This window comes from Sphingobacterium prati, from assembly GCF_013167215.1.
GTDB classification, from domain to species: Bacteria; Bacteroidota; Bacteroidia; order Sphingobacteriales; family Sphingobacteriaceae; genus Sphingobacterium; species Sphingobacterium prati.
The window spans coordinates 14,528-36,102 of the sequence record NZ_JABJWY010000009.1 but is presented as its reverse complement, the minus strand read 5'-3'; the positions used below and the strand labels follow the sequence as shown (position 1 = coordinate 36,102).

The following is a 21,575-nucleotide window of genomic DNA, read 5'->3' as shown; positions in this document are numbered from 1 at the left end:
AGCAGGCCATCGATTATATTGACAGCCATTACAGCGGGAAGACAAACTAAAATTTTAAATTGACAAAGCTTTAAACCTTTATCAGTTTTATTGTCAAATTAATATCGGAGATAGTGTGTGGACATGATTGCCTTGGTGAGAAGTAAATGCCTGAAAATGAAGGTTACAAGCGGAGTTTGAGGCCTGATTGTAATTTTTTGACTTTTGCAAAAAATCAATGATAATATTATAGAAAAGAAAAAAATATTTTTATACATTTGCAACGTCAGAAACAATTGACAGAGAAATAAAATGAAACAGCGCAAAAAGAACGACTATTCTTATACTCAAACTTTTGAGAAGTTTATGAGAAAAGTATTCTGTGCGTTCATTTTCGTAGAAATACCTGTTTTACGCTTCCGACGACCCATACTACCTCGGGCTTGATTTGAGGTAGTGAATCTTTTCAAACAAGACCATGATTGTCCGGTGGTTTTGAATCCATTATTTTAATTTATTCAGTAACAAAACACGACGGTAGTTGTTGTTTTATTATTAGGGTCGTAAGTCAATGACTATATCAGATTTTTTAATTATTCCGGCTAAACCTGAGCATGCGCATTATGCCGAGGTGATCTGCAACGAAATGTTCGAGTCAGCAAAGGCTCGTGGTACTGGTATTGCGCGTCGTAAACCAGAGTATGTTGCCAACAAAATGAATGAAGGTAAAGCGGTGATCGCTTTGCACAGAGATGGTCGATGGGCTGGGTTTTGTTATATTGAAACTTGGGGGCATGGCGACTATGTGGCGAATTCAGGACTTATTGTCAATCCCGAATTTCGAAACGTGGGCCTAGCAAAAGCCATTAAGAAAAGGGTGTTTGATTTGTCCCGTGAGAAATATCCCAAGGCAAAGATATTTGGCTTGACCACCGGTTTTGCTGTCATGAAAATTAATTCGGAACTTGGGTACGAACCGGTACCTTATTCGGAACTGACCAACGACGATGAATTCTGGAAAGGATGTCAGAGCTGTGTGAACTACGAAATCTTAATGAGCAAAGACCGTAAGAACTGTATGTGTACAGCTATGCTCTGGGATCCCGAAGAAAAAGAACGCGAGCTGAGAGAAAAAATCCAACGTAAGCATGAAGCAAAGGAGCGTTTGGAAAGAATCACGCAAAAACAGTCTTTATTAAAACGAATACAAGCGAAGTTCTGGAAATCGGCCAATAAATTCGTTGCCGTCAATTTTCCAAAACATAATAAAGTTGCAAAAGGATTTTAATAACTTTAAACTGGAGAAACCATGTGTTGTGCATTTTATCTCTATAGCATTCCTGGTATGCCAGCTGGCAGCGGAGCCATTGAAAATAATAAATAAATGAACAGACGATGAAACTAACTTAACACTCAGGGCTTGGATAAAGCTGGATCGGTTTGCCATAGTTTCACACAATAAAAAACAATTTATCTCAATGAAAAAAGTAGTTTTAGCATTCAGCGGAGGATTAGATACTTCGTTTTGTTGTATTTATCTTACGCAAGATTTAGGTTTGGAGGTTCATTCCGTAGTCGTAAATACAGGTGGTTTCTCGGATGAAGAATTGAAGAATATTGAAGCACGTGCGTATGCATTAGGCGTAAAATCACATACAGCGATTGACGAAACAGAAGACTATTACCGCGAAACTATTAAATACTTGATCTTCGGTAATGTACTGAAAAATGCAACTTATCCATTGTCGGTATCTGCCGAACGCGTATGCCAGGCTACCGCCATTGCAAACTATGCAAAGAAAATCGGTGCTGAATGTGTAGCACATGGATCCACAGGTGCCGGAAACGACCAAGTGCGTTTTGACATGATTTTCCAAACCCTGATTCCGGGTGTTGAAATCATCACACCTATCCGTGATCTACAGTTATCCCGTGAGGCTGAGATCGAATACTTAAATAAACATGGTGTTGAATATTCGGCAGAAAAAGCTAAATATTCAATCAATAAAGGTCTTTGGGGTACTTCTGTCGGTGGAGCCGAAACATTGACATCCAATCAATACCTACCTGAATCGGCATGGCCGACTCCGGTGACCTCCTCCGAGCCTCAACAAATCACTATAGATTTTGAAAAAGGGGAGCCCATTGCATTGAATGGAGAGAACATGTCGTCTGTTAAAGTGATTCAGGAATTGCAGGCTATTGCGCAACCTTATGGTATCGGTCGGGATATCCACGTAGGTGATACAATTATCGGTATCAAAGGCCGTGTGGGTTTTGAAGCCGCAGCTTCAGTAATTTTGATTAAAGCACACCACACCTTGGAAAAACATACCTTGACCAAATGGCAATTGTCCTGGAAAGATCAGATTGCTGCTTTCTACGGAAACTATATGCACGAGGGACAGATGCATGATCCTGTCATGCGTGATATCGAGGCGTTTTTGCAATCATCCCAAGAGACCGTCAGCGGGCGTGTGATCGTTGAATTGCATCCTTACCGTTTTGTGGTCATTGGAATAGAATCGAATCACGATTTAATGTCCAATAAATTTGGTAGCTATGGTGAGATGAACAAAGGTTATACCGGTGAGGATGTAAAAGGCTTCTCCAAAATTTTTGGAAACCAAACCATTATCTGGCATAAAGTAAATCAAAAATAAACCGTGTTTTGGAGTCGGTCCTGTCTTCGCATAATCTAATTTGAGGTCGGGATAGGGGGGTAAATCTCACACCAAACAATAAAATTAAAAAAAATGATAAGAGTAGGCATAGTTGGTTCAGCAGGATATACAGGTGGCGAATTATTGCGCGTTTTGATCTACCATCCTGAGGTGGAGATCATATTCGCTAATAGTGCTTCCAACGCTGGAAACAAATTATATGAAGTACACAATGATTTATTCGGAGATACTGAGCTGACCTTCTCTTCTGATTTTCATTCGGATATTGATGTATTGTTTTTATGCGTTGGGCATGGCGATGCACGCAAATTTTTGGATGCCAACCCTGTTGCGGCATCTGTAAAGATTATTGATCTTTCGCAAGATTATCGTCTTCGCGCAAATACCGCTTATCAAGGACAGCAATTTGTATATGGACTTCCGGAGTTAAACAAAGAAGCGATCAAGACGGCACAATATATTGCTAATCCAGGCTGCTTTGCGACAAATATACAATTGGCTTTATTGCCACTTGCAAGTGAAGGTCTATTGCCGGATCAGATCCATGTCAATGCAACGACCGGATCAACCGGAGCAGGGCAGAAACCGGGGGCGACTACACACTTCTCTTGGCGTAACAACAATCTTTCAGCTTATAAATCTTTTGAGCATCAACATTTGCAGGAGATTTCAGAATCGCTGGATCAGCTGCAAAAAGGCTTTTTGCCTGCTTCTCAGGGGTTACTGTTGCAACGAGCTGCGGAGAAAATAAATTTTGTTCCACAACGCGGAGATTTTGCACGGGGAATATTCTCTGCAATTTATGTAGAATCTGATTTGACAGAAGAGGAAGCATATGCGTTATATGAAGACTATTATGCAGCACATCCATTCACACATGTGAGCCGAAAAAATATAGATCTCAAACAAGTGGTCAATACCAATAAAAGTATCATCCACTTGGAAAAACACGGCAATAAGCTACTGGTCTTAAATGTTACCGATAACCTGTTGAAAGGAGCCTCGGGACAAGCCGTACAAAATATGAACTTGATGTTCGGTTTGGACGAACGTGCAGGGTTGAATCTGAAAAGTATTGGTTTTTAGTTGTTTATGATCTGTTTAACAGTGTGAGAATAAGCTAGAAGGATAAAGCCTTAATAATACAGTTATTAACGCTGTGTGGAAAAGTGGAGAATTGAAGTTCTTCACTTTTTTTGTGAAAGGAATTGTCGGTACATAGATCAACGTAACTATTACTATAAATAGAATAGGCTGAGAATGGTTCAAGTAAATCTACTTTCCCCATCATTCACTAACTTTGCGGGTCTGCTCAAATGAAGAGATTATACCGAGTCTCAATTTGGCTTGTAAAACGAAGATAAGAAACTGAAAATTTGAACATGGTAAGTATTCTCTGAATAACTATTAGAAAATGGCTACCGAATTGGCTTTCATAATAGAGGAAGTCGTGGCTATTTTTTTACACAATCGATTGATATAAATTTGGTTTCTTTTCCTGACAATCTAAGTTATATCTTCATGAAAATAATCAAGTTTCCCTGCCTGGTTATCAATCAGTGTTGCAGCTTAGAGCCAGGGCCAGAAAAGTGATTATAGAAGAAGAATTGGGCACAACCCATTAAATTATACCCAAATGAAAAGAAAAAACTTTATCCAGTACCTCTCAATGGGGGCCTTATCCTGTCTGTCAATAGGGAGTATCGCGCAGACAGCTGGGCAGACCTATGCAGTCCCACTTGCAGGCAATGCTTTTATTACAGCGGGACAGGCAGGCGCTGCGGAGATTTCTGGTCACAATGGTCTGGTCAAATGGTCCAGCGACAAAGAAGTAGCATCGGTTTATTTTAGAGCGCAAAAGGCTGGGAAATTGCTGTTGAAACTAAAAGCTAAAAGTGAAGGCAACGGTAAATCTAAAATAGAAATCTCTGCATGGGGAAAAAAGGCTATTGTGGATGTCGAAGGTGCTGAAATATCGGAAACAGCTCCCTTATTAATTGATGTAAAGACTCCAGGTTATGTACAGGTCAACTTAAAAGGAATCAGTAAATCGGGCAGTAATTTTGCCAATGTTACGGATTTGCTTGTCAGTGGTGATGCTGCATCGGATGGACTTATTTACTCCAATAATTCTGAATACTACTATTGGTCTAGAAGGGGCCCTTCCTGCCATCTAAATTTTACAGTACCTACCGAGGGCAATGTCAGTTACTACTATAATGAGGTGACTGTCCCAAAAGGTGAAGATAAAGTTGGGTCTTATTTTATGGCGAACGGTTTTGGAGAAGGCTATTTTGGTATACAGGTAAATTCAGAAACGGAGCGGCGGATCTTATTTTCCGTTTGGAGCCCCTTTCATACAGATGATCCGAAAAGCATTCCGGACGAGCAAAAAATCCATTTGCTGAAAAAAGGGAAAGATGTGCAGACTGGTGAATTCGGCAATGAAGGGTCTGGAGGACAGAGTTATCGTAAATATTTTTGGAAAGCTGGTGTAACGTACAAGTTTCTTTTGAAAGGCGTGCCGGATGGAAAAGGAAATACAGACTATACAGCCTGGTTTTTTGTGCCGGAGGAAAATGCCTGGAATGTAATCGCAAGCTTCAAGCGGCCGCAAACGAATACTTACCTGAAACGCTTCCACAGTTTCTTGGAGAATTTTATGCCACAGCAAGGCTATTTGGGTAGACAGGTGGAATTTGGCAATCAGTGGGTATATGATGGACAATGGAAGGCTGTGCAGTCCGCTTCGTTCAGTGTTGATAATACTTATCGCGCCAATCAGCGTATTGATGCCATCGGTGGTACAACTAAAAATGGATATTTTCTTAGAAATGGCGGTTTCTTCAATGAAATTGTTAAGCCGGGAAGTAAGTTTGAGTTTATTAATAAAAACAGAGCCCCAAAAATTGATTTTGATAAATTGCCTTAATGGCTAAATATGTCCCTGAAGCCCGGATATGTAGCATGAAAAACGAAAGAGTCGCATTTTAGTGCGACTCTTTTTTGTTATGTTATGACCTCTATTTATTTCTCAGCGAGTTTGATATCTCGTTCTATAGATATGTTATCTCCTGTAATGGCATTGCCTTCTTTATCGACCAACGTTAGTTTGATCTTATTATTTCCCATTGGCAAACCTTTTATTTCGTATGGACCCCATTTATCCAATGTAAATGTCTGTCCATTGATATCTGCGGTAATTTTATTTCCGTCTGGAGCAATACTGGTATTGACTAGATAGAAATCTAGGAGTAAATTTTTTGTTTCATCGCCTTTGTATTCGCCTTTAGGACGGGAGTAAAATAGAGATGGTTCTTTTGGGGTTGGCTCCTGTGTTAATTTTCCTGTGGCATCTATCTTGAATTTAATCAATTTTGAGGCTTCACTTGTTTTAATGGATTCGTGGTAAGACCGCGACAAAAATGAAAGTAAATAGTGCTCCGAATTTAAAGCCAAAGTAACGGAGTGTTCAGGTTTATATAATGCTGTATAGGGCTTATTATCCAAAATAAAGTGGATATGTTGTCCATCATGCGAGTTGGCCATGTGAGCAGCATGCGCATCTTCTGTCATTTCCGTCAGCTTGAAGTTCTTTACATCATATTTCACGGTGACTTTTGCAGAGTCTACACCTACTTTTTCTGCAGTTATGGACGCAATCTCAAGGTTTGCTCCGGGAAATTGTTTTGAATCTGCAATTGGTCTGACAGAAATAGAATCCATTTTTTGTGCAGTAGTCGTATCGGTGTCACCCATGGAATCAGTATGGTCAGCACCTTTATTGGACGAATTATTACACCCCACAACAACCCCTATCAAAAATGCTATTGCAGCAGTAATGCCTGTAATTCTGTAGTACTTCATAATTTTCTTTATTTAAATTTTGCCGTTCAGTATCTTAGTATAACAACAGTTCAGCCATTTTGTTTGTAATAATGCTAAAACAACTAACCAGTTGGTGAGCAAGCGGTATATAAACAAGAATAATCCTGTTTATATGCTTTCTCAACACGAAAGAATAATGTGTTTAATAACCTGTTATTTGAATAAATGAATATTTAAAAAAATATTCATATTAGATGTAATGAATCATCAAGTTGAAATGTCTTGATTATGTGACGAAGCTATGGAAGAGATGCGGGCTAGTTACTACTAAATACTAAAAATGAACCAAGAACAATTTAAAAATGCCGTTTTCGTCCATAAGGATAAGCTATTTCGCTTTGCGAAACGGATCTTGGTTGATGACGATGAGGCCTTGGATGCTGTGCAGAATGTCATGATGCGGTTGTGGAAATTGAAAGATCAGCTACATCAGTATAAAAATGTCGAAGCTTTCTGTATGCAAAGTGTAAAAAATGAAGCGTTGAACCGGATTAAAAGAGATAAAGTGAGGGCAGACTACGTTGATCAATATCAAGTAGTTTCGATGACGGAGAATACGGTTGGAAATACCAAAGAAATTATTCTGGAGATGATCAATTCCCTCCCCGAAAAACAACGTCTGGTTATGCATCTGCGCGATGTGGAAGATTATGATATTGATGAAATCGTTGAAGTATTGGATATGGGTGAGTCGGCAGTTAGAGTCAATTTAATGCGTGCGAGACAGAAGGTAAAAGAGCAGTTGACAAAGTTATTCGATTATGAAAGAACGCGAGTTTATTCAGATAAAAAATAGATCCTGTAGTTTCATAATTATACAAAATAAGATAGGTGGTGATGAAAGATAAAAAATTAAGGGAATTAGAAGACAAGTACTTTAATGGCCAGTCGTCGTTAGAGGAAGAAGGCGAGTTGAAAAACTCGGATCATGTTTTTTTTCAAACATTGAATCAAGAAAAGAATGTTAAAATGGACTGGTCCTTTAATGACTTCGAAAGTCAGATCAATGCGGATAAAAAGCGTATTGTACGGTGGAAATATAGCTGGGTGAAATATGCGGCAGCAGCGGTTCTTTTAATGACCATTGGAATCGCACTATTCCTGAACCAGGAGTCAACGATCGAGGAGCCGGTGCTCGTAGAAAAGAACATGAAAGATTTAAAACCTGCGAAAAATAAGTTTATCGAACATCAAAATACGGAAGCAGCGAATCCCAATCCTAATGATAGGATATTGTCAGATGGAAGTCGGAAGGCAATGCAAACAGCAGAAACTTTCAAACGTCCAAAAATTAAAAAACAAGCCAAAGATTGGACAGCGAAGAAGGAAGTAGTGACTGAAAATTTGGAATCAGCCACAGGACAGGCTTATCGGGAAGATTATGTTGTCTTAAACGGTAAACCAGTTGCGAACGAAGAGGAAGCTGTTGAATTGACGCTGAAGTCTCTGGGCCTTTTGGCAAATAATCTGGAAAATGGTGTAGATAAAGCAATGAATATAAAACAAATGTCAATAACGATTAACTAAAATAATATGAAAGGTTTTTTAATAGTTTGCCTTCTACTTGTAGCAAGTATGGCAAATGCACAAATTTCTAAATTGGATAAGCTTTTTGAACAATATCAAGGAAAGAAAGGTGTAACGACACTTAAAATCGGAGCACCTATGTTCAAGCTGTTGGGGAACTTAAAAATTGATGATGAGGATATGCAGAAAATTACGCCTTTACTCAAAAACGTAAAGTCCTTGCGGATGCTGATCGTCGAGGATGGCGAGGACAAAAATTTGACTTCAGTCATTCGGAGTGCAGTCTCCAATCTCAAGTATGAGGAATTGATGACCCTTAATAGTGATGGCGAGGATATCCGTTTTCTGGTTGAAAATATATCCGCAAATTCTGATATTCTCAATAATTTGCTTTTGACAATCAATGGTGATGGCCAAAACTTGTTCATGATTTTGGATGGAGCTATACCGTTGAAGGAAGTGACTGGTTTGGTGAACGAAAATAACAATAAAAAGTAAACATTATGAAAAGATTACTAACATTGTTATGCCTAATTGGAGTGCTTTCTTCATTGCAGTCCTGTATGATTAGAAAAGGATCCAATATGGATTACGTGAGAGGATCCAATATTTCAAATAACGCGGAGATTGTTGCCATAAATTTGCCGATGTGGTTAACGAAACCGTTTATCAAAAAAGCATTAAAGGATGATAACGACGAGGAATCACGAGCGATGGCTGCAATCGTCAAAAAATTGAAAAAATTCAGGATGATGACATTATCAAATAATGATCAGGAAAAAAATGCATTGATTTTGGAGGATTACCACAAGTACCTAAAAAAGAATAAATTTGAGGAATTACTGGTAATCAACAGTGAGGGGGAGGAGATATCAGTTAATGCACGCATTGACAAAGATTATGTGATCAGCAGGGTTTCACTTTTGGTACATGACGAAGGCGATGAAAGCGTATTTATGGATATAAAAGGTGAATTTTCACTGGATGAACTTATTCAGGGATTGAATAAAATAAAATCGAAGGATAAAAAGTTATCCACTAAATTGGCTGATACCAATAGTGTAATTAAACAGGGACTTTAAGTCAGGCAACAATTCCGCGATCCAGCTAAATAAAAATTCCCTAAAAACAGAGATAGTTTTTAGGGAATTTTCTTATTACTTGTTTCGTTTGTTTTATGACTGAAAGACGATGTCCAACGCGTCAAAAATGTGTGTTTTTACAGTATTTAAATCCGTGTCGGTATGTGCAGCTGAAACGAAGCCCACTTCATAACCCGATGGCCCGAAATAGACGCCTCTATTTAGGAGTTCGCGGTGCATAATCTTATATGATTCCATTGAAGCCGGATCAATTTCACTGGCTTTTTTGATATCTTTTTGCTTAGTAAATGCAAACCAGAAAATAGACGCAACATGGAATAATTGTACTTGATAACCTTTTTCTGCGATATAAGTACGAATATCTTGAACAAATGCTGCGGTTTTAGCATTTAAGTTTGTATAAAAATCCTTTTGTGCCAATACAGTCAAGGCTGCTATACCTGCTGCCATGGCTACAGGATTTCCTGATAATGTCCCGGCTTGATAAACAGCGCCATCAGGTGATATACAAGCCATAAGCTCTTTGGATGCTCCATAGGCTCCCACGGGCATTCCGCCACCTATGATCTTACCATATGTGATAATATCAGGCTGGATTTCATAGTAAGCTGAAGCTCCCTCAAAACCAACACGGAATCCGGTGATTACCTCATCCATGATCAGCATGCTGCCATGTTCTTTGGTGATATCACGCAAGAAATGCATATATTCTTTTGATTGCATCAACAGCCCATTATTAGCCGGAATTCCCTCGATGATTACTGCGGCAATTTGATCTTTAAATTCAGCAAAAGCAGCTCGTAGTGCGTCTTTGTCATTTAATTCAATGACAATTGTTTCATCCGCAAAAGCTTTAGGTACACCGGCAGAAGATGTTTTTCCAAATGTCACCAAGCCAGATCCAGCTTTTACCAAAAGAGAATCAGAGTGCCCATGATAGCAACCATCAAATTTGATAATCTTATCACGTTTGGTATATCCTCTTGCCAAACGGATCGCGGACATGACGGCTTCAGTACCTGAACTGACAAAACGGATTTTCTCGATAAATCTATTGTTTTCAATAATCAATTCAGCCAGCTGGTTTTCCAACGCAGTCGGTGCACCAAAACTTAAACCTTTGCCCAACTGTGCTGCTACGGCCTCTCGTACTTGATCATTATTATGCCCCAAAATCAATGGCCCCCATGAACAGCAGAAATCGATGAATTCATTGCCATCAGCATCCCAAAGGCGTGCTTTATCACCACGTTCAATAAATAATGGAGTCCCATATACCGATTTAAATGCCCGAACTGGAGAATTCACGCCACCGGGGAAATATTGTTTTGCCTTTTCGAATAATTCAGCAGATTTTGCTCTTGAAATATCAGGTGTTTGCATTGTCAAATTGAAAAGTAAAAATTATCTAAAGATGAGCTCGCTATTGCTCGTTAAAAAGTAGAAAAAAGAGACACTTGTGAGCCGCAGGCTTCCACGGCTATAATCTAAATGCTCTTATCTCAATACTAAATACTAATATATCCTTTTTCCAAAACTTCTTTGGAATGGTATGATAAAATTGCTGTTGCGCCTGCACGTCTGAAACTTAATAAAGTTTCCAAGATGACGCGTTCGTCTAACCATCCATTTTGAATAGCAGCTTTTAACATAGCATATTCACCACTGACATTATACACAGCGATTGGGAGGTCAAAATTATCTGCAAGAAGTTTTACGATATCTAAATACGGAAGACCCGGCTTGACCATCAGGAAATCTGCTCCTTCTTGTGCATCTAAGTGTGCCTCGATAAGTGCCTCCTTCGCATTTGCTGGATTCATTTGATAGGTTTTCTTATCCCCATGTTTTGGAGCTGAGCCCAGGGCATCTCTGAATGGTCCATAATACGCCGATGCATATTTAGCGGTATAAGACATTAGAGATACGTTTGTGAAACCATTTTGATCCAACAGCTCACGGATATAACCAATGCGTCCGTCCATCATATCTGATGGTGCGATAATATCGGCCCCGGATTGAGCGTGTGCGAGCGCCATCTTGCCTAATACTTCCAATGTTTCGTCGTTTAGGATCTCGCCATTCTCGACAATTCCATCGTGACCATCGCTACTGTAAGGATCCATTGCTACATCTGTAACAACACAAGCTTCTGGAAAATTTTTCTTTACGGCTTCAATGGCACGTAAATATAAACTTCCATTACGGTAACTCTCCGTGGCATACTTATCCTTCAATGACTCTTCGATATTGGGAAAAAGATCAAATGAGCGCAAGCCTAATTTGAGGCAGCTTTCCACTTCTTTCAATAAATTGTCTATTGAATAGCGATAGATACCTGGCATTGATTTAACCTCAGTTTTTTGATTTTGGCCATCTACGATAAAAAGTGGAAAAATCAAATTTGACGCGTCTAAACGTGTCTCTTGAATCATGTCGCGAATCACGGCAGATTTACGATTTCTTCTCGGACGTTGTAACATTTATATTTAATTTATTTATGATCTAGTGATTTCGTATTGATCAATCACAAAGGTTGCAAATTCGTTTGCAAACATCTAAATACGCAATACTAACTATGCAATACAATTTTAATATTCCAGGCCAAAAACAGCTTCTGAGAGACCGATCTCGTCTGGGGAATATGGAAGTGTATAAGGAACATTCATCTCATCAAACTTCGCCCCGGTTGAACGGCCTATACAAATGACTTTTTGCCCTGGTTCTAAAAGATTGTCAGCAAAATAAGCTTCAACATTACTTGGGCTCGTAAATACCAGCACTTCTGCATTGGATGGGTCTACGTCCTCTTCCAATACGGTTTCGTAGACAGGAATATTAATGATTTTTGTCTCTGGACTTAACGCTTTCTGAATAGTCTCCAGTGATTCCTTGGCACGTGGAATAAGTACCGTTCCGCCATTTGCCAGTTCGGCAAATTTCTTGGCGATTTCGTCCATGTTAATGCCTTCGCTATCACCAGAAAAATCAGCTACGCGATCGTACTTGCGTAATATTTCTTCTGATCCGCGCCCGATAACGCCTATTTTGGTCTTTTTACTTAATCGGGGCTCTAGATTGAAGAAGTGCTCAATCCCGTTTTTGCTTGAAAATATGATCCAATCCACATGTTTCAGGATAAAAGGGTCCAGCTTATTGATGATCGGAAATATTTTGATCAATGAACGGCCTTCGATTGAAATGTTATGTTTGGCCATCGCACGGGCGAAGTAAGAATTTTCGTCTACTTCTCTGGAAATAAAGACAGATTGTGGCAACTTACGGTCTTTGGCATACTTGTTAAAAATACGTTCAGCCAACTGGATCGGATCAGTATCTCTCAAGTATACGCGATCAGGAAAGTCTTCGCTGGTATCAGCAATGGAAGCCCAGGCTTCATATTCATCACCGCTTTTGCGGCAATAACATCCTAATGGTGCGTGACATCCGGCATCAAATTTGTTCAATACAAGACGTTCTACAGCAATGGTTTTCGCTACTTCGTCGTTATTAAGTGGTTGTAACGCTTCAAACAGTTCCTTGTCGACTTCACGAATCTGAATAGCTAATACGCCTTGAGCCGGAGCGGGAATAATTTCGACAGGCGGAATTTCTTCAACATGAAAATCTGTGATATCCATCTCAATACGGCTGATACCAGCTTTTGCCAGCACAATAGCATCGTATTGTTCATCTCGCAGCTTTTGCATTCTTGTTTGGAGATTACCCCTTAGATCGTCGAATTCCAGGTCTGGACGCAATGCAGATATCTGTGCCTTTCTGCGATTAGAAGATGTTCCGACAGTTGCATTATGTTTTAAGGACAGACGTTTCTTGATGTCTACGCAATCCTTGTGGATAATCAATAATTCGGAGGGATCCTCCCGTTCGGAAACTGCCGCAATAATCAATCCCGGCGGATTTATTGTAGGTAAATCTTTATGTGAGTGTACTGCTAAATCAATGGCCCCATTTAATAATTCCTCCTCAAGCTCTTTGGTAAAAAATCCCTTACCTTCCAATTTATCCAAACGGAGATGTTGAATAATATCACCTTGAGTTTTGATGACTTTTAACTCTGCTTCTATACCAATTTCCTGTAATCGGTCTTTCACAAAATTTGCCTGCCACATTGCAAGAACACTTCCCCGGGTGCCAATAATTAGTTTTCTATTCACGTTATTTTACTTTACCTATTAAAATGTGTTTAATACCATTTATCGAAGCAAAAATAAATAAATAGGTGGAATATGTTGACACGTTACTGTCATTATCTATAGGGAAATGATTGATAAGCCGAAAATTAGAATAGGGGAAGGGACGCTGTGAAAGAAACATAATTACATAGGATCGCCACTTTTGGACGTATGTCAGAAAAGCAGGAAATCTGTTTTTTCCCAAGCAATGATTGCGAAGATATATTGCAGTTAGTTTTTTTCGGTCTCCGGTGTTTTAACCAAAATCTCTTTCGCCATAACCATTGGAACTTTGATGTATTTCTTTTCCATATAGTTGATGACTTTTTCCAAGACCTCCCTTGCTTCAGGTGTCAACGCCTGTACTTCTTGAGCAAAGACTTCGTTTAAAGCAAAAGACTTGATTTCTTTGATCTTTTCAGGAACTTCACGCATAGCAACCTCTACACGTCGTTGTTTGATCAGTGGTAAAAATTCTTGAATATTGTCCTGGATGATTTTTTCTGCACTGTCCAATTCATTATAACGTTCTTGGATATTTTTCTCGGCAATAGCTTGCAAGCTACTGACTTCAATATAATGAATCGGATTGTTTTTAATTACTTCAGCATCAATATCATTGGGGACAGCCAAATCGATGATGATTTTCTTGTCTGTTTCACCGTTTAATAGTGATTGATACAAGGAATTGTCAATGATTGATGTTGGTGCACCCGTACAGGTAATCAGGATATCGAAGCCTTCTTTGTATGCACCGATTTCAGCAAGAGGGTGAGCCTCCGCATTTAGCTCTTCTGCTAATGCCTTTGCGTTTTCAAGTGTACGATTAAATACAATAAACTTGGCTTTTTGATTTTTCTGGAAATATTTTGCTAAGTTTTGATTCGTTTCTCCTGATCCGATAATAAGAATTCTAGGGTTTTCAACCAACTTTAATTCACGCAATTTACGGTATGCAAGGGAGACTACAGAAATCGGATTTCGGGAAATTTTTGTATAGGTATACACTTCTTTTGCAGTCTTTACAAGCCGATCCATCATTAAACGAAGGAAGTCTCCTGTAAAACCTGCTTCTCTGCAGCGATCATAAGCTCTACGCACTTGCGCCAGGATTTCTTTCTCGCCGACAACAAGACTCTCGAGAGAGCAGGACATTCGAAGCAAATGGTGTAAAGCGTCCATCCCTTCATATTTGTTGACCTGACCCAAATAACATTGCAGTCGCTCCTGCGGAACACAGAAATTCAATTTTCCCATAAACTCCGCAATAAATTCGTTGGTCAATTCGTGAGCACCATAAAATACAAACTCTACTCGGTTACAAGTACCAATGTAAAAGATCTCTGGAATATCTAGGCTGTGCTTCAAGTTAATGAGGCGACTTTCTAAATCCTCATTGCAGATCACTAGATTGCCTAGATCTTTTAGTTCGACATGTTTATGAGTAAACGCTAATACTTTAAGATTTTTCAAAGCTCTAATCCCTCGCTTATATTTAACGGTACAAATGTAGCTTAAAAGCTTTGTGCTTGTGTCAAAAATCTGTCAAACGCATTAATTTAGAAAGATTTTAAATAGTTGTTTTTTGTTATTAATTCACTGTATTTCAGATTTTTAATTATTACTATTCGATTGAGTGATTTTCATCGCGCGGACGCGTGATGAAAATTTCAATGTCTTGAAGGCATTAAACTATTCATTATCGCCTGTAGTTGTTTGCGCTGAGTCTACAGTTATATCTTCCAATTCCTCTACGTAAGGACCTTCTTCAGTAGTCGTCGCCTCCTGAATTTCATCGTCATTATATTGATAATAGTTGTCAAAAGTCTTTGTCCCTTTATTGTAAATCAAAGCATATTTAGAACTTTTGTTTTTGACAATAATCCCGTCAGCTGGGGCGGGAACTAATTTCATCTCATCCATATAGATCTTTTGTCCCTTTTTAAAGCTATTGATCAAAGGGAGTTCACTGGAATACTCTTTCCAGAATAGAATATCTCCTTTTGCGGAAATAATCCAGATGGCACTACTTTGATAGTCATTTTTTTCCACTAAAAAAGCCATTTCTTTATTCCAATTATCCGCATCGTGACGATCGGTAAAATTGCCGTAGCAGAATACCGATTTTGCACGGTCTTTTATACGGGTAAATTTATAGGTGGGTTTATCACCGGAAGGCACCAGATAATTATTATCCATAAAGATTTTTGTAATGCCTCTGCGGTACCGTAATGGAATATTGTCATATTCGGGGATTGTAAAGATGGCATTGTTCCAATGGGCGTAGTCCTCAATCGAGCTCCATCCATCTGCCTCTTCGAGATCCTTTGGATCTGCATGTTCAAACCCTATAACGGCAGTTGCACTGTCTACTGGCAGGTTCTCTAAATCCTGTTGTTTCATATAATTGAAATATCCACCCCCGGCAAGTAAAGCCAATACCAAGATAATTCCTATAATGATGTATACTTTTTTCTTTGATTTTTGTTGTGGTACCTGCTCTGTCGCAGATCCTTCAAAGGCTCTTTTCATGTTTTATATATGGCTTAAATTTAAAATCAATTTTCAAGTATCGATTCTTTTAAATACTTTTTATAACTCAATTTCCAAGCGATCAATTTTATTCAATTTCAACACATCTTTTCTGTTATTGTTATTTTTCCGGAATTCTGTACGAGAATTTCGTTTTAAAAATAGAACAATTTTCCAAAAAATGGAATACAAGTTATATAAGTGGCAATATTCAACTTATATTCGTGTCAATTTTAAAGTAATTTGAACCATGGTTATCATCAGGAAGTATTTTGCCATTGTTGGACTAATCATTTGTTTTTTGTCCAGTATGACACCGTTTTTAAAGGTTCCCATTAAGGGGAACTGGAATCTTTATCAGGTGGATGCCTATTTATTTTTTATTACCATGTTGATCTTGGGAATAACAGCGTTGTTATTTTTTGTTCGTACGGTACGCGCTTATCAGTGGATGACCAGATTGGCCGCTTGCTGGTATCTTTTAAGTATTGCTGCTGTATGGTTTAAAATCAATAACTATTTTGGTTGGGGATTCGCGGATAAATTGCTATCCAAATCGCTGCACATGCGCTGGGGATGGATGGTCTATTTAATTGGTGTCCTACTGTTGCTATTGAGTACGAAGAAAGTTGTATCAACAAGCGAGTAGTGGATATAAAAACGAGTCTTGTGCAAAAAATAAGCTAGATACTTGATCTAGCTTATTTTTTGTTTGGGCGATGCGGTAAAAAATGTGATTTTAGTTTATCTAGCCCTAGGTCTTCTTCAATTTTATCCAACTCATAAGACCAAATTTTTTCATCCAAAATTTCATGCAGTACCTTTGGATTGGTCAGGTCTACAGGACGTACACGCTGTTCTTTATTGATCGGATTGGTCAATTCTTGCAAACTGCTGCTATGCCTAATGATTTGAAAACGGAATGTCGGCCATTTCCCGACATTGGCGAAGTTTCCCGTATAAAACTGGATCGAGTCATGCGGTGGTATTTTATTGCTAAAAAGCCCTTTCACTTTATTCGCTGTGGCTTCGGAAACCGATACCAGGAGTTCATAACTTGTCTCATTGACGATGTGTAACTTAGCCAATCCATCTTTATGATCTCCAGAAATGGCTAGCAAAATGCCCTTTTCAATAAACCGGCTTGGGGTCAATGGGCTAGCATGTTGATCAAGTTCGTCATCCGCTCGGCGCATATTTCCAAAAACGAGCGTTATTTTGTCCATGGGAACAGGAATTTCAAATCCTGTTTCATCCGTTACTCCTACAATATTGTTGGCTTGCATGGAAGTGATATGTCCCTCAATGGGTTCATCCACAAACCTGACTAAGTCGCCTATTCTAAATTTCATGGTTATTTTACTTTTGTATCTATAATATGTAATAGTTTTTCAAGATCCGTATGGTCATTGTAGAGGTGGAATCCGATACGGATACCCGAGCCGCGGGGAAAACATTTTATACCCTCGTCTAACAGGAGTTGAAAATTGTTGGGATTGATCTGTATATTGAATATATTACTTTGCGGGCGTCTATTTCTGACGCTATCTAGGAGTAGCCTTCTATTGGACAGTTCGACTCGGGCATGTCCAACCAGATCCTGTGTATAGGAAACTGTCGCTGCATAGTCCCATTTCTCAAACTGTAGTAATGCCTGTTGTAAGGTGCCGTGAGCTAAGGTGTCCAGGTGTCCCGGTTCAAAACATAACTGTACCACAGATTTATTCATCCACTGATTGTTGAGGTAGCTATAGTTTTTCTGTATATCAGCATAGAGAAGTTCTTTAAGTTGATCGCTGAGGAGAATAAAACCATTTCCAAAGCCGGCCATTAACCATTTATAGCCGCTGCTTAACACAGCGTCAAATCCGGCATTACTAAAGTCAAAAAGGTCAGTTCCTAAAAACTGGGTACCGTCACCTATAATCAACAAGTTAGGATGCAGGTTTTTTAATTCCTGTATAAAAGAAAGGTCTATTTTTAAACCGGAAATGTACTGAACAATGGATAGAATAAGTACGTTGGGTTTAAAAGTTGCTATGGTATCCAGAATATTCGCTTCAAGCTGTTCGTCCATATTGACAAAGCTATGCTCAAACCCACTTATTATTGTTGGGAAATTTACCGAGGGATAATCATTGTCCAAAAGCAGCACTTTATAATGTTTGGGAAGACCAGCTAATAATGCATTGAATGCAAAAGAGAAACAGCTTGATAAAAATACGTTGGAAGTTTGGCAATTAAAGAATTGGCCAAGTGTGTTTCTGCAAGAATTCAGCGTGGCGGCCTGTTGCTCGCGTAGCGTTGTGTTGGACTCATGGAATTCTTGATCTCGTTGCTGACGCCATTGTTTTGTTTCACGTGAAAGTAAACCTGAGCCAGGAGTAGTCAAGTAGGTTATAGCGGCGTCAATGTCGAAATGTTTGCTATAAGGGCTGTTCATATCTTGGGTTTGTTAGAATTGCTAAATAATCAGAAAATGAAAGATATTCACCACCCATGCTCTCCAGATGGGGGGTATGAAATTGGCAGTCTATCAACCGTAGCTCTATTTCTTGTGCGAGATAAATCAGTGCAGCTTTGGAAGCATTGGGTACTCTGGAAAACATGCTTTCACCGCAGAATACACCATTAATCAGTACCCCATAAAGCCCACCAACGAGCAACTCACCTTGCCATACCTCAACAGCGTGTGCATAACCCATTGTATATAATGTTGTATAAGCCTTGATCATATCTTTTGTGATCCATGTACCCTGTTGATCCTTTCTATTGATAGCGGAACAACTTTTAATCACTGCATCGAAGTCTCGGTCTACCGAAATCGAAAACGTGTTTTTCCGGATACAGGCGGCCATACTTTTACTAACTTTAATTTTGGATGGATAAAGGACGAAGCGTGGATTAGGTGCATACCATAATATCGGCGTATCATCACTAAACCAAGGGAAAATACCATTGCTATAAGCCAATAGTAGGCGGTCTGCCGATAGATCACCACCGATTGCCAATAGGCCATCTTCTTCTGCGTAGCTCGGATGTGGAAATTCCAGCTTTTTGCTATCCAATTCAAACACCATTGATCCGATAAGCCAATTTAACTTGCATTATTCTTCTGGTTGACGGGGCTCTTTGCTTATTTCCTCAAACAATTTGTCCATGTGCTCTACATACTCATTCGTGTCATCCAGGAAAAATTCAAGCTGTGGGACAATTTTTACCTGATTTTTAATTTTTGCTCCTAACTTGTAACGTATCTCGGATGTTTTGGTGCGAATAGTTTTAATATCCTCCTGTGCGGTCTTTGTGTTTAGAAAGCTTAAATAAACTCGTGCGATTGCCAGATCAGGAGTAACTCGAACACGTGTAACCGTAATGAATGCCCCTGGAGCCCATGAATTGCCATCTCGTTGAAATAATGCTGCTAGATCCTGTTGAATGACCCCAGCAAAACGTTGCTGTCTCTTGCTTTCTGTTCCCATCGTATACGTTTTATGTTGAATATTCTCAATATGATACACAAAGATAAGTATTTTAGGCAAGAATCATATGCATGGGTCTAGACTACTCGACGTTATGCATAAGAAAAAAGGCACATCTTGGTTTGACGTGCCTTTAAATTTCGATTCACAATTGGTTAGGTAATTTCTTTCAAGTTTTAAGACGTTGGGGTCTATCATATTTGGTTTTAAATTCGGTGTATTTAAAGTGGTAAGTATTTACTAACCTTACCTGCTTTTATTTTTTCATCTCCCTTACACTACAAACATAGCAATACTTAAAAAACTGACAAAATAACTTTTAAAAATAAAGTGAGTGGTTACTTATTAAATGTGTTTATTGCGATTTAACAAACTTTTAACATTTGTTTTTTTTTGTAACACGTTTTTTTTCGTGTCAAAAATTTTACTTTTTACCGTTCCTGTTAAGATTCCTGAACCTAAAATAGCTTGGCATTGATATAACCATTTGCAATTGGTATTTTTGTCTGTTAATAATTAAATGCTATTCTTATCACTCGATCATTTTTATAATCGCGATAGTGCCTATGATAGCTTCAGGTGTGGAAACAATCGTGTATAGGGGTGTAGGGCTATAGCAGCTTAATCGTTGCTGGGCATAGTAATGTTTTTAAAGAGTAGATAACTTATAAATATAAATTAATAAAGAAATTATTATGAGCTTTGACAATTCATAAAATCGAGATGAATAATTGGCTCATCATACTTTCGTTATCATAAAACAAAAATATATTAATGAAAATCTGGCAAAAAAATATAGATGTTGATTCGTTTGTAGAATCGTTTACAGTAGGCAATGACCGTTTGATGGACTTGCAGCTTGCTGCGGCTGATGTATTGGGCTCCCTGGCGCATACACGAATGCTGAATAGTATCAATCTCATGACTGATGATGATCTTGCCTTGGTACAGAAGGAATTGAAAAATATCTATAGAGAAATTTTGGCGGGAGATTTTCAGATTGAAGATTCGGTAGAAGATGTTCACTCACAGGTTGAGATGCTGCTTACACAACGTATCGGGGAGGCCGGTAAAAAAATCCATTCAGGCCGCTCCCGCAACGATCAAGTACTTGTGGATTTAAAATTGTATTTCCGCACAGAAATTCAACACATTATCCAAAATACGGAGGCTTTCTTTAATGTATTGATTCAACTTAGCGAGCGTTATAAGCATATTCTGATCCCGGGGTATACACATCTTCAGATTGCAATGCCCTCATCTTTCGGTTTATGGTTTGGCGCCTATGCGGAAAGTTTGGTCGATGATTTAGAAATGATGAAAGCTGCATGGAAGGTCTGTAATAAAAATCCGCTGGGTTCAGCAGCAGGTTATGGTTCTTCTTTTCCGTTGAATAGAACGATGACAACGCAGCTGCTGGGCTTTGAAGATTTGAACTATAACGTGGTTTATGCGCAGATGGGTAGAGGGAAGACCGAACGGATTTTAGCGCAAGGGATGAGCTCAATCGCAGCCACATTGGCAAAGTTTGCTATGGATGTGTGCTTATATATCAATCAGAATTTTGGCTTTGTATCCTTTCCCGCACATCTGACAACTGGGTCTAGCATTATGCCGCATAAGAAGAATCCGGATGTTTTTGAACTGATCCGTTCCCGTTGCAATAAAATTCAGGCGTTGCCAAATGAAATCGCCTTAATGACAACGAATCTTCCTTCCGGTTACCATAGGGATCTCCAGTTGCTTAAGGAGAATTTATTCCCGGCATTTAAATCACTTAATGAATGTCTGGAGATAGCAACCTTTATGTTGGAAAATATTTCCGTAAAAGACAATATCCTTGATGATCCAAAATATGATTACCTGTTTTCGGTTGAGGTGGTAAACAATGAGGTGCTGAAGGGCATACCTTTCCGTGAGGCTTATCGGACTATCGGAATTGATATAGATGAAGGGCGTTTCAAACCATCCAAAGAGGTTAACCATACACATGAAGGTAGTATCGGAAATCTTTGTAACGATCAGATTCAACGGATGTTTGAGCAGGTAAAAGCGACTTTCGGATTTGAAAAAGTAGAAAAAGCTTTGGAAGAATTAGTGAAATAGGGGCGGTTTTATTTTTGATACTTGGAAAATAGCAACAATATTGTCTAGGACATTTTATATAAAAAAGAGCTGTGATAT

20 protein-coding genes are annotated in these 21,575 nt (G+C 38.9%); 10 read left to right on the top strand and 10 right to left on the bottom strand.

Features of this window, described 5'->3' with window-relative positions; translation table 11 throughout:
- Window positions 1–550 precede the first annotated feature (550 nt).
- From HPC41_RS01465 to HPC41_RS01450, 4 genes are all read left to right on the top strand, one after another.
- A complete protein-coding gene (locus tag HPC41_RS01465) occupies window positions 551–1,267 on the top strand; it encodes a GNAT family N-acetyltransferase (RefSeq protein ID WP_172392246.1) in 717 nt (238 codons plus the stop codon).
- A gap of 190 nt (window positions 1,268–1,457) precedes the next feature.
- Window positions 1,458–2,642 carry an argininosuccinate synthase gene (argG, locus tag HPC41_RS01460; protein WP_172392245.1) on the top strand — a complete coding sequence of 395 codons (1,185 nt, stop codon included), beginning with the start codon at window positions 1,458–1,460 and terminating at the stop codon, window positions 2,640–2,642.
- Window positions 2,643–2,735: 93 nt separating this feature from the next.
- The gene (gene argC / locus HPC41_RS01455) at window positions 2,736–3,749 is read left to right on the top strand and encodes an N-acetyl-gamma-glutamyl-phosphate reductase (RefSeq protein WP_172392244.1); all 1,014 of its coding nucleotides are present in this window, start codon (window positions 2,736–2,738) and stop codon (window positions 3,747–3,749) included.
- 550 nt (window positions 3,750–4,299) lie between these two features.
- Window positions 4,300–5,595 (top strand): DUF3472 domain-containing protein, encoded by a 1,296-nt coding sequence (locus HPC41_RS01450; protein WP_216660627.1) that lies wholly within the window; start codon window positions 4,300–4,302, stop codon window positions 5,593–5,595.
- Window positions 5,596–5,690: 95 nt separating this feature from the next.
- Here the strand turns inward: HPC41_RS01450 and HPC41_RS01445 are convergent, their stop codons facing one another.
- Window positions 5,691–6,530 (bottom strand): hypothetical protein, encoded by an 840-nt coding sequence (locus tag HPC41_RS01445; RefSeq protein WP_172392243.1) that lies wholly within the window; start codon window positions 6,528–6,530, stop codon window positions 5,691–5,693.
- A 301-nt stretch (window positions 6,531–6,831) separates the two neighbouring features.
- On the opposite strand from HPC41_RS01445, the gene HPC41_RS01440 reads away from it, so the two are divergent.
- The 4 genes from HPC41_RS01440 to HPC41_RS01425 are packed head-to-tail and all read left to right on the top strand — an operon-like array spanning window position 6,832 to window position 9,160.
- On the top strand, window positions 6,832–7,347 hold the full coding sequence (locus tag HPC41_RS01440; protein WP_172392242.1) for an RNA polymerase sigma factor: 516 nt from the start codon (window positions 6,832–6,834) through the stop codon (window positions 7,345–7,347).
- Between the two features lie 41 nt (window positions 7,348–7,388).
- Window positions 7,389–8,078, top strand: a complete 690-nt coding sequence (locus HPC41_RS01435; protein WP_172392241.1) for a hypothetical protein — start codon at window positions 7,389–7,391, stop codon at window positions 8,076–8,078.
- 6 nt (window positions 8,079–8,084) lie between these two features.
- Window positions 8,085–8,576, top strand: coding sequence for a DUF4252 domain-containing protein (locus HPC41_RS01430; protein WP_172392240.1), 492 nt, complete (start codon window positions 8,085–8,087; stop codon window positions 8,574–8,576).
- Between the two features lie 5 nt (window positions 8,577–8,581).
- Window positions 8,582–9,160: a DUF4252 domain-containing protein gene (locus HPC41_RS01425; RefSeq protein WP_172392239.1), complete on the top strand. Its 579-nt coding sequence runs from the start codon at window positions 8,582–8,584 to the stop codon at window positions 9,158–9,160.
- Window positions 9,161–9,253: 93 nt separating this feature from the next.
- Here HPC41_RS01425 and hemL read toward each other — a convergent pair whose 3' ends face one another.
- The 5 genes from hemL to HPC41_RS01400 all read right to left on the bottom strand — a co-directional run bounded on the left by hemL (window position 9,254) and on the right by HPC41_RS01400 (window position 15,909).
- Window positions 9,254–10,564: a glutamate-1-semialdehyde 2,1-aminomutase gene (gene hemL, locus HPC41_RS01420; RefSeq protein WP_172392238.1), complete on the bottom strand. Its 1,311-nt coding sequence runs from the start codon at window positions 10,562–10,564 to the stop codon at window positions 9,254–9,256.
- A gap of 125 nt (window positions 10,565–10,689) precedes the next feature.
- Window positions 10,690–11,664 carry a porphobilinogen synthase gene (gene hemB / locus HPC41_RS01415; RefSeq protein WP_172392237.1) on the bottom strand — a complete coding sequence of 325 codons (975 nt, stop codon included), beginning with the start codon at window positions 11,662–11,664 and terminating at the stop codon, window positions 10,690–10,692.
- 108 nt (window positions 11,665–11,772) lie between these two features.
- Complete coding sequence (gene hemC / locus HPC41_RS01410; protein WP_172392236.1) at window positions 11,773–13,359, bottom strand: hydroxymethylbilane synthase; 1,587 nt, start codon at window positions 13,357–13,359, stop codon at window positions 11,773–11,775.
- Between the two features lie 249 nt (window positions 13,360–13,608).
- On the bottom strand, window positions 13,609–14,850 hold the full coding sequence (gene hemA, locus HPC41_RS01405) for a glutamyl-tRNA reductase (RefSeq protein ID WP_172392235.1): 1,242 nt from the start codon (window positions 14,848–14,850) through the stop codon (window positions 13,609–13,611).
- 219 nt (window positions 14,851–15,069) lie between these two features.
- Entirely contained in the window at window positions 15,070–15,909 is an 840-nt protein-coding gene (locus HPC41_RS01400) for a flagellar basal body-associated FliL family protein (RefSeq protein ID WP_172392234.1), read from the bottom strand.
- A 250-nt stretch (window positions 15,910–16,159) separates the two neighbouring features.
- On the opposite strand from HPC41_RS01400, the gene HPC41_RS01395 reads away from it, so the two are divergent.
- The gene (locus tag HPC41_RS01395) at window positions 16,160–16,558 is read left to right on the top strand and encodes a hypothetical protein (protein ID WP_172392233.1); all 399 of its coding nucleotides are present in this window, start codon (window positions 16,160–16,162) and stop codon (window positions 16,556–16,558) included.
- A 52-nt stretch (window positions 16,559–16,610) separates the two neighbouring features.
- On the opposite strand, the gene HPC41_RS01390 is transcribed toward HPC41_RS01395, so the two are convergent.
- From HPC41_RS01390 to rbfA, 4 genes are read right to left on the bottom strand one after another with little or no spacing between them, the layout of a single operon-like run.
- Window positions 16,611–17,261, bottom strand: a complete 651-nt coding sequence (locus HPC41_RS01390; protein ID WP_172392232.1) for a hypothetical protein — start codon at window positions 17,259–17,261, stop codon at window positions 16,611–16,613.
- Between the two features lie 2 nt (window positions 17,262–17,263).
- Window positions 17,264–18,352 carry an aminotransferase class V-fold PLP-dependent enzyme gene (locus tag HPC41_RS01385; RefSeq protein ID WP_172392231.1) on the bottom strand — a complete coding sequence of 363 codons (1,089 nt, stop codon included), beginning with the start codon at window positions 18,350–18,352 and terminating at the stop codon, window positions 17,264–17,266.
- The gene (gene aat / locus HPC41_RS01380; RefSeq protein ID WP_172392230.1) at window positions 18,336–18,989 is read right to left on the bottom strand and encodes a leucyl/phenylalanyl-tRNA--protein transferase; all 654 of its coding nucleotides are present in this window, start codon (window positions 18,987–18,989) and stop codon (window positions 18,336–18,338) included. Before aat ends, HPC41_RS01385 begins: the two co-directional genes overlap by 17 nt.
- Before the next feature lie 27 nt (window positions 18,990–19,016).
- Window positions 19,017–19,391, bottom strand: a complete 375-nt coding sequence (gene rbfA, locus HPC41_RS01375; RefSeq protein WP_172392229.1) for a 30S ribosome-binding factor RbfA — start codon at window positions 19,389–19,391, stop codon at window positions 19,017–19,019.
- Between the two features lie 774 nt (window positions 19,392–20,165).
- On the opposite strand from rbfA, the gene argH reads away from it, so the two are divergent.
- Complete coding sequence (gene argH, locus HPC41_RS01370; protein ID WP_172392228.1) at window positions 20,166–21,497, top strand: argininosuccinate lyase; 1,332 nt, start codon at window positions 20,166–20,168, stop codon at window positions 21,495–21,497.
- Window positions 21,498–21,575: the final 78 nt, after the last annotated feature.

Bases quoted from the DNA above. Each gene is read 5' to 3' on its own strand.
- HPC41_RS01465 (WP_172392246.1), top strand. From the start codon at position 551: ATGACTATATCAGATTTTTTAATTATTCCGGCTAAACCTGAGCATGCG.
- argG (WP_172392245.1), top strand. From the start codon at position 1,458: ATGAAAAAAGTAGTTTTAGCATTCAGCGGAGGATTAGATACTTCGTTT.
- argC (WP_172392244.1), top strand. From the start codon at position 2,736: ATGATAAGAGTAGGCATAGTTGGTTCAGCAGGATATACAGGTGGCGAA.
- HPC41_RS01450 (WP_216660627.1), top strand. From the start codon at position 4,300: ATGAAAAGAAAAAACTTTATCCAGTACCTCTCAATGGGGGCCTTATCC.
- HPC41_RS01445 (WP_172392243.1), bottom strand. From the start codon at position 6,530: ATGAAGTACTACAGAATTACAGGCATTACTGCTGCAATAGCATTTTTG.
- HPC41_RS01440 (WP_172392242.1), top strand. From the start codon at position 6,832: ATGAACCAAGAACAATTTAAAAATGCCGTTTTCGTCCATAAGGATAAG.
- HPC41_RS01435 (WP_172392241.1), top strand. From the start codon at position 7,389: ATGAAAGATAAAAAATTAAGGGAATTAGAAGACAAGTACTTTAATGGC.
- HPC41_RS01430 (WP_172392240.1), top strand. From the start codon at position 8,085: ATGAAAGGTTTTTTAATAGTTTGCCTTCTACTTGTAGCAAGTATGGCA.
- HPC41_RS01425 (WP_172392239.1), top strand. From the start codon at position 8,582: ATGAAAAGATTACTAACATTGTTATGCCTAATTGGAGTGCTTTCTTCA.
- hemL (WP_172392238.1), bottom strand. From the start codon at position 10,564: ATGCAAACACCTGATATTTCAAGAGCAAAATCTGCTGAATTATTCGAA.
- hemB (WP_172392237.1), bottom strand. From the start codon at position 11,664: ATGTTACAACGTCCGAGAAGAAATCGTAAATCTGCCGTGATTCGCGAC.
- HPC41_RS01400 (WP_172392234.1), bottom strand. From the start codon at position 15,909: ATGAAAAGAGCCTTTGAAGGATCTGCGACAGAGCAGGTACCACAACAA.
- HPC41_RS01395 (WP_172392233.1), top strand. From the start codon at position 16,160: ATGGTTATCATCAGGAAGTATTTTGCCATTGTTGGACTAATCATTTGT.
- HPC41_RS01390 (WP_172392232.1), bottom strand. From the start codon at position 17,261: ATGAAATTTAGAATAGGCGACTTAGTCAGGTTTGTGGATGAACCCATT.
- HPC41_RS01385 (WP_172392231.1), bottom strand. From the start codon at position 18,352: ATGAACAGCCCTTATAGCAAACATTTCGACATTGACGCCGCTATAACC.
- aat (WP_172392230.1), bottom strand. From the start codon at position 18,989: ATGGTGTTTGAATTGGATAGCAAAAAGCTGGAATTTCCACATCCGAGC.
- rbfA (WP_172392229.1), bottom strand. From the start codon at position 19,391: ATGGGAACAGAAAGCAAGAGACAGCAACGTTTTGCTGGGGTCATTCAA.
- argH (WP_172392228.1), top strand. From the start codon at position 20,166: ATGAAAATCTGGCAAAAAAATATAGATGTTGATTCGTTTGTAGAATCG.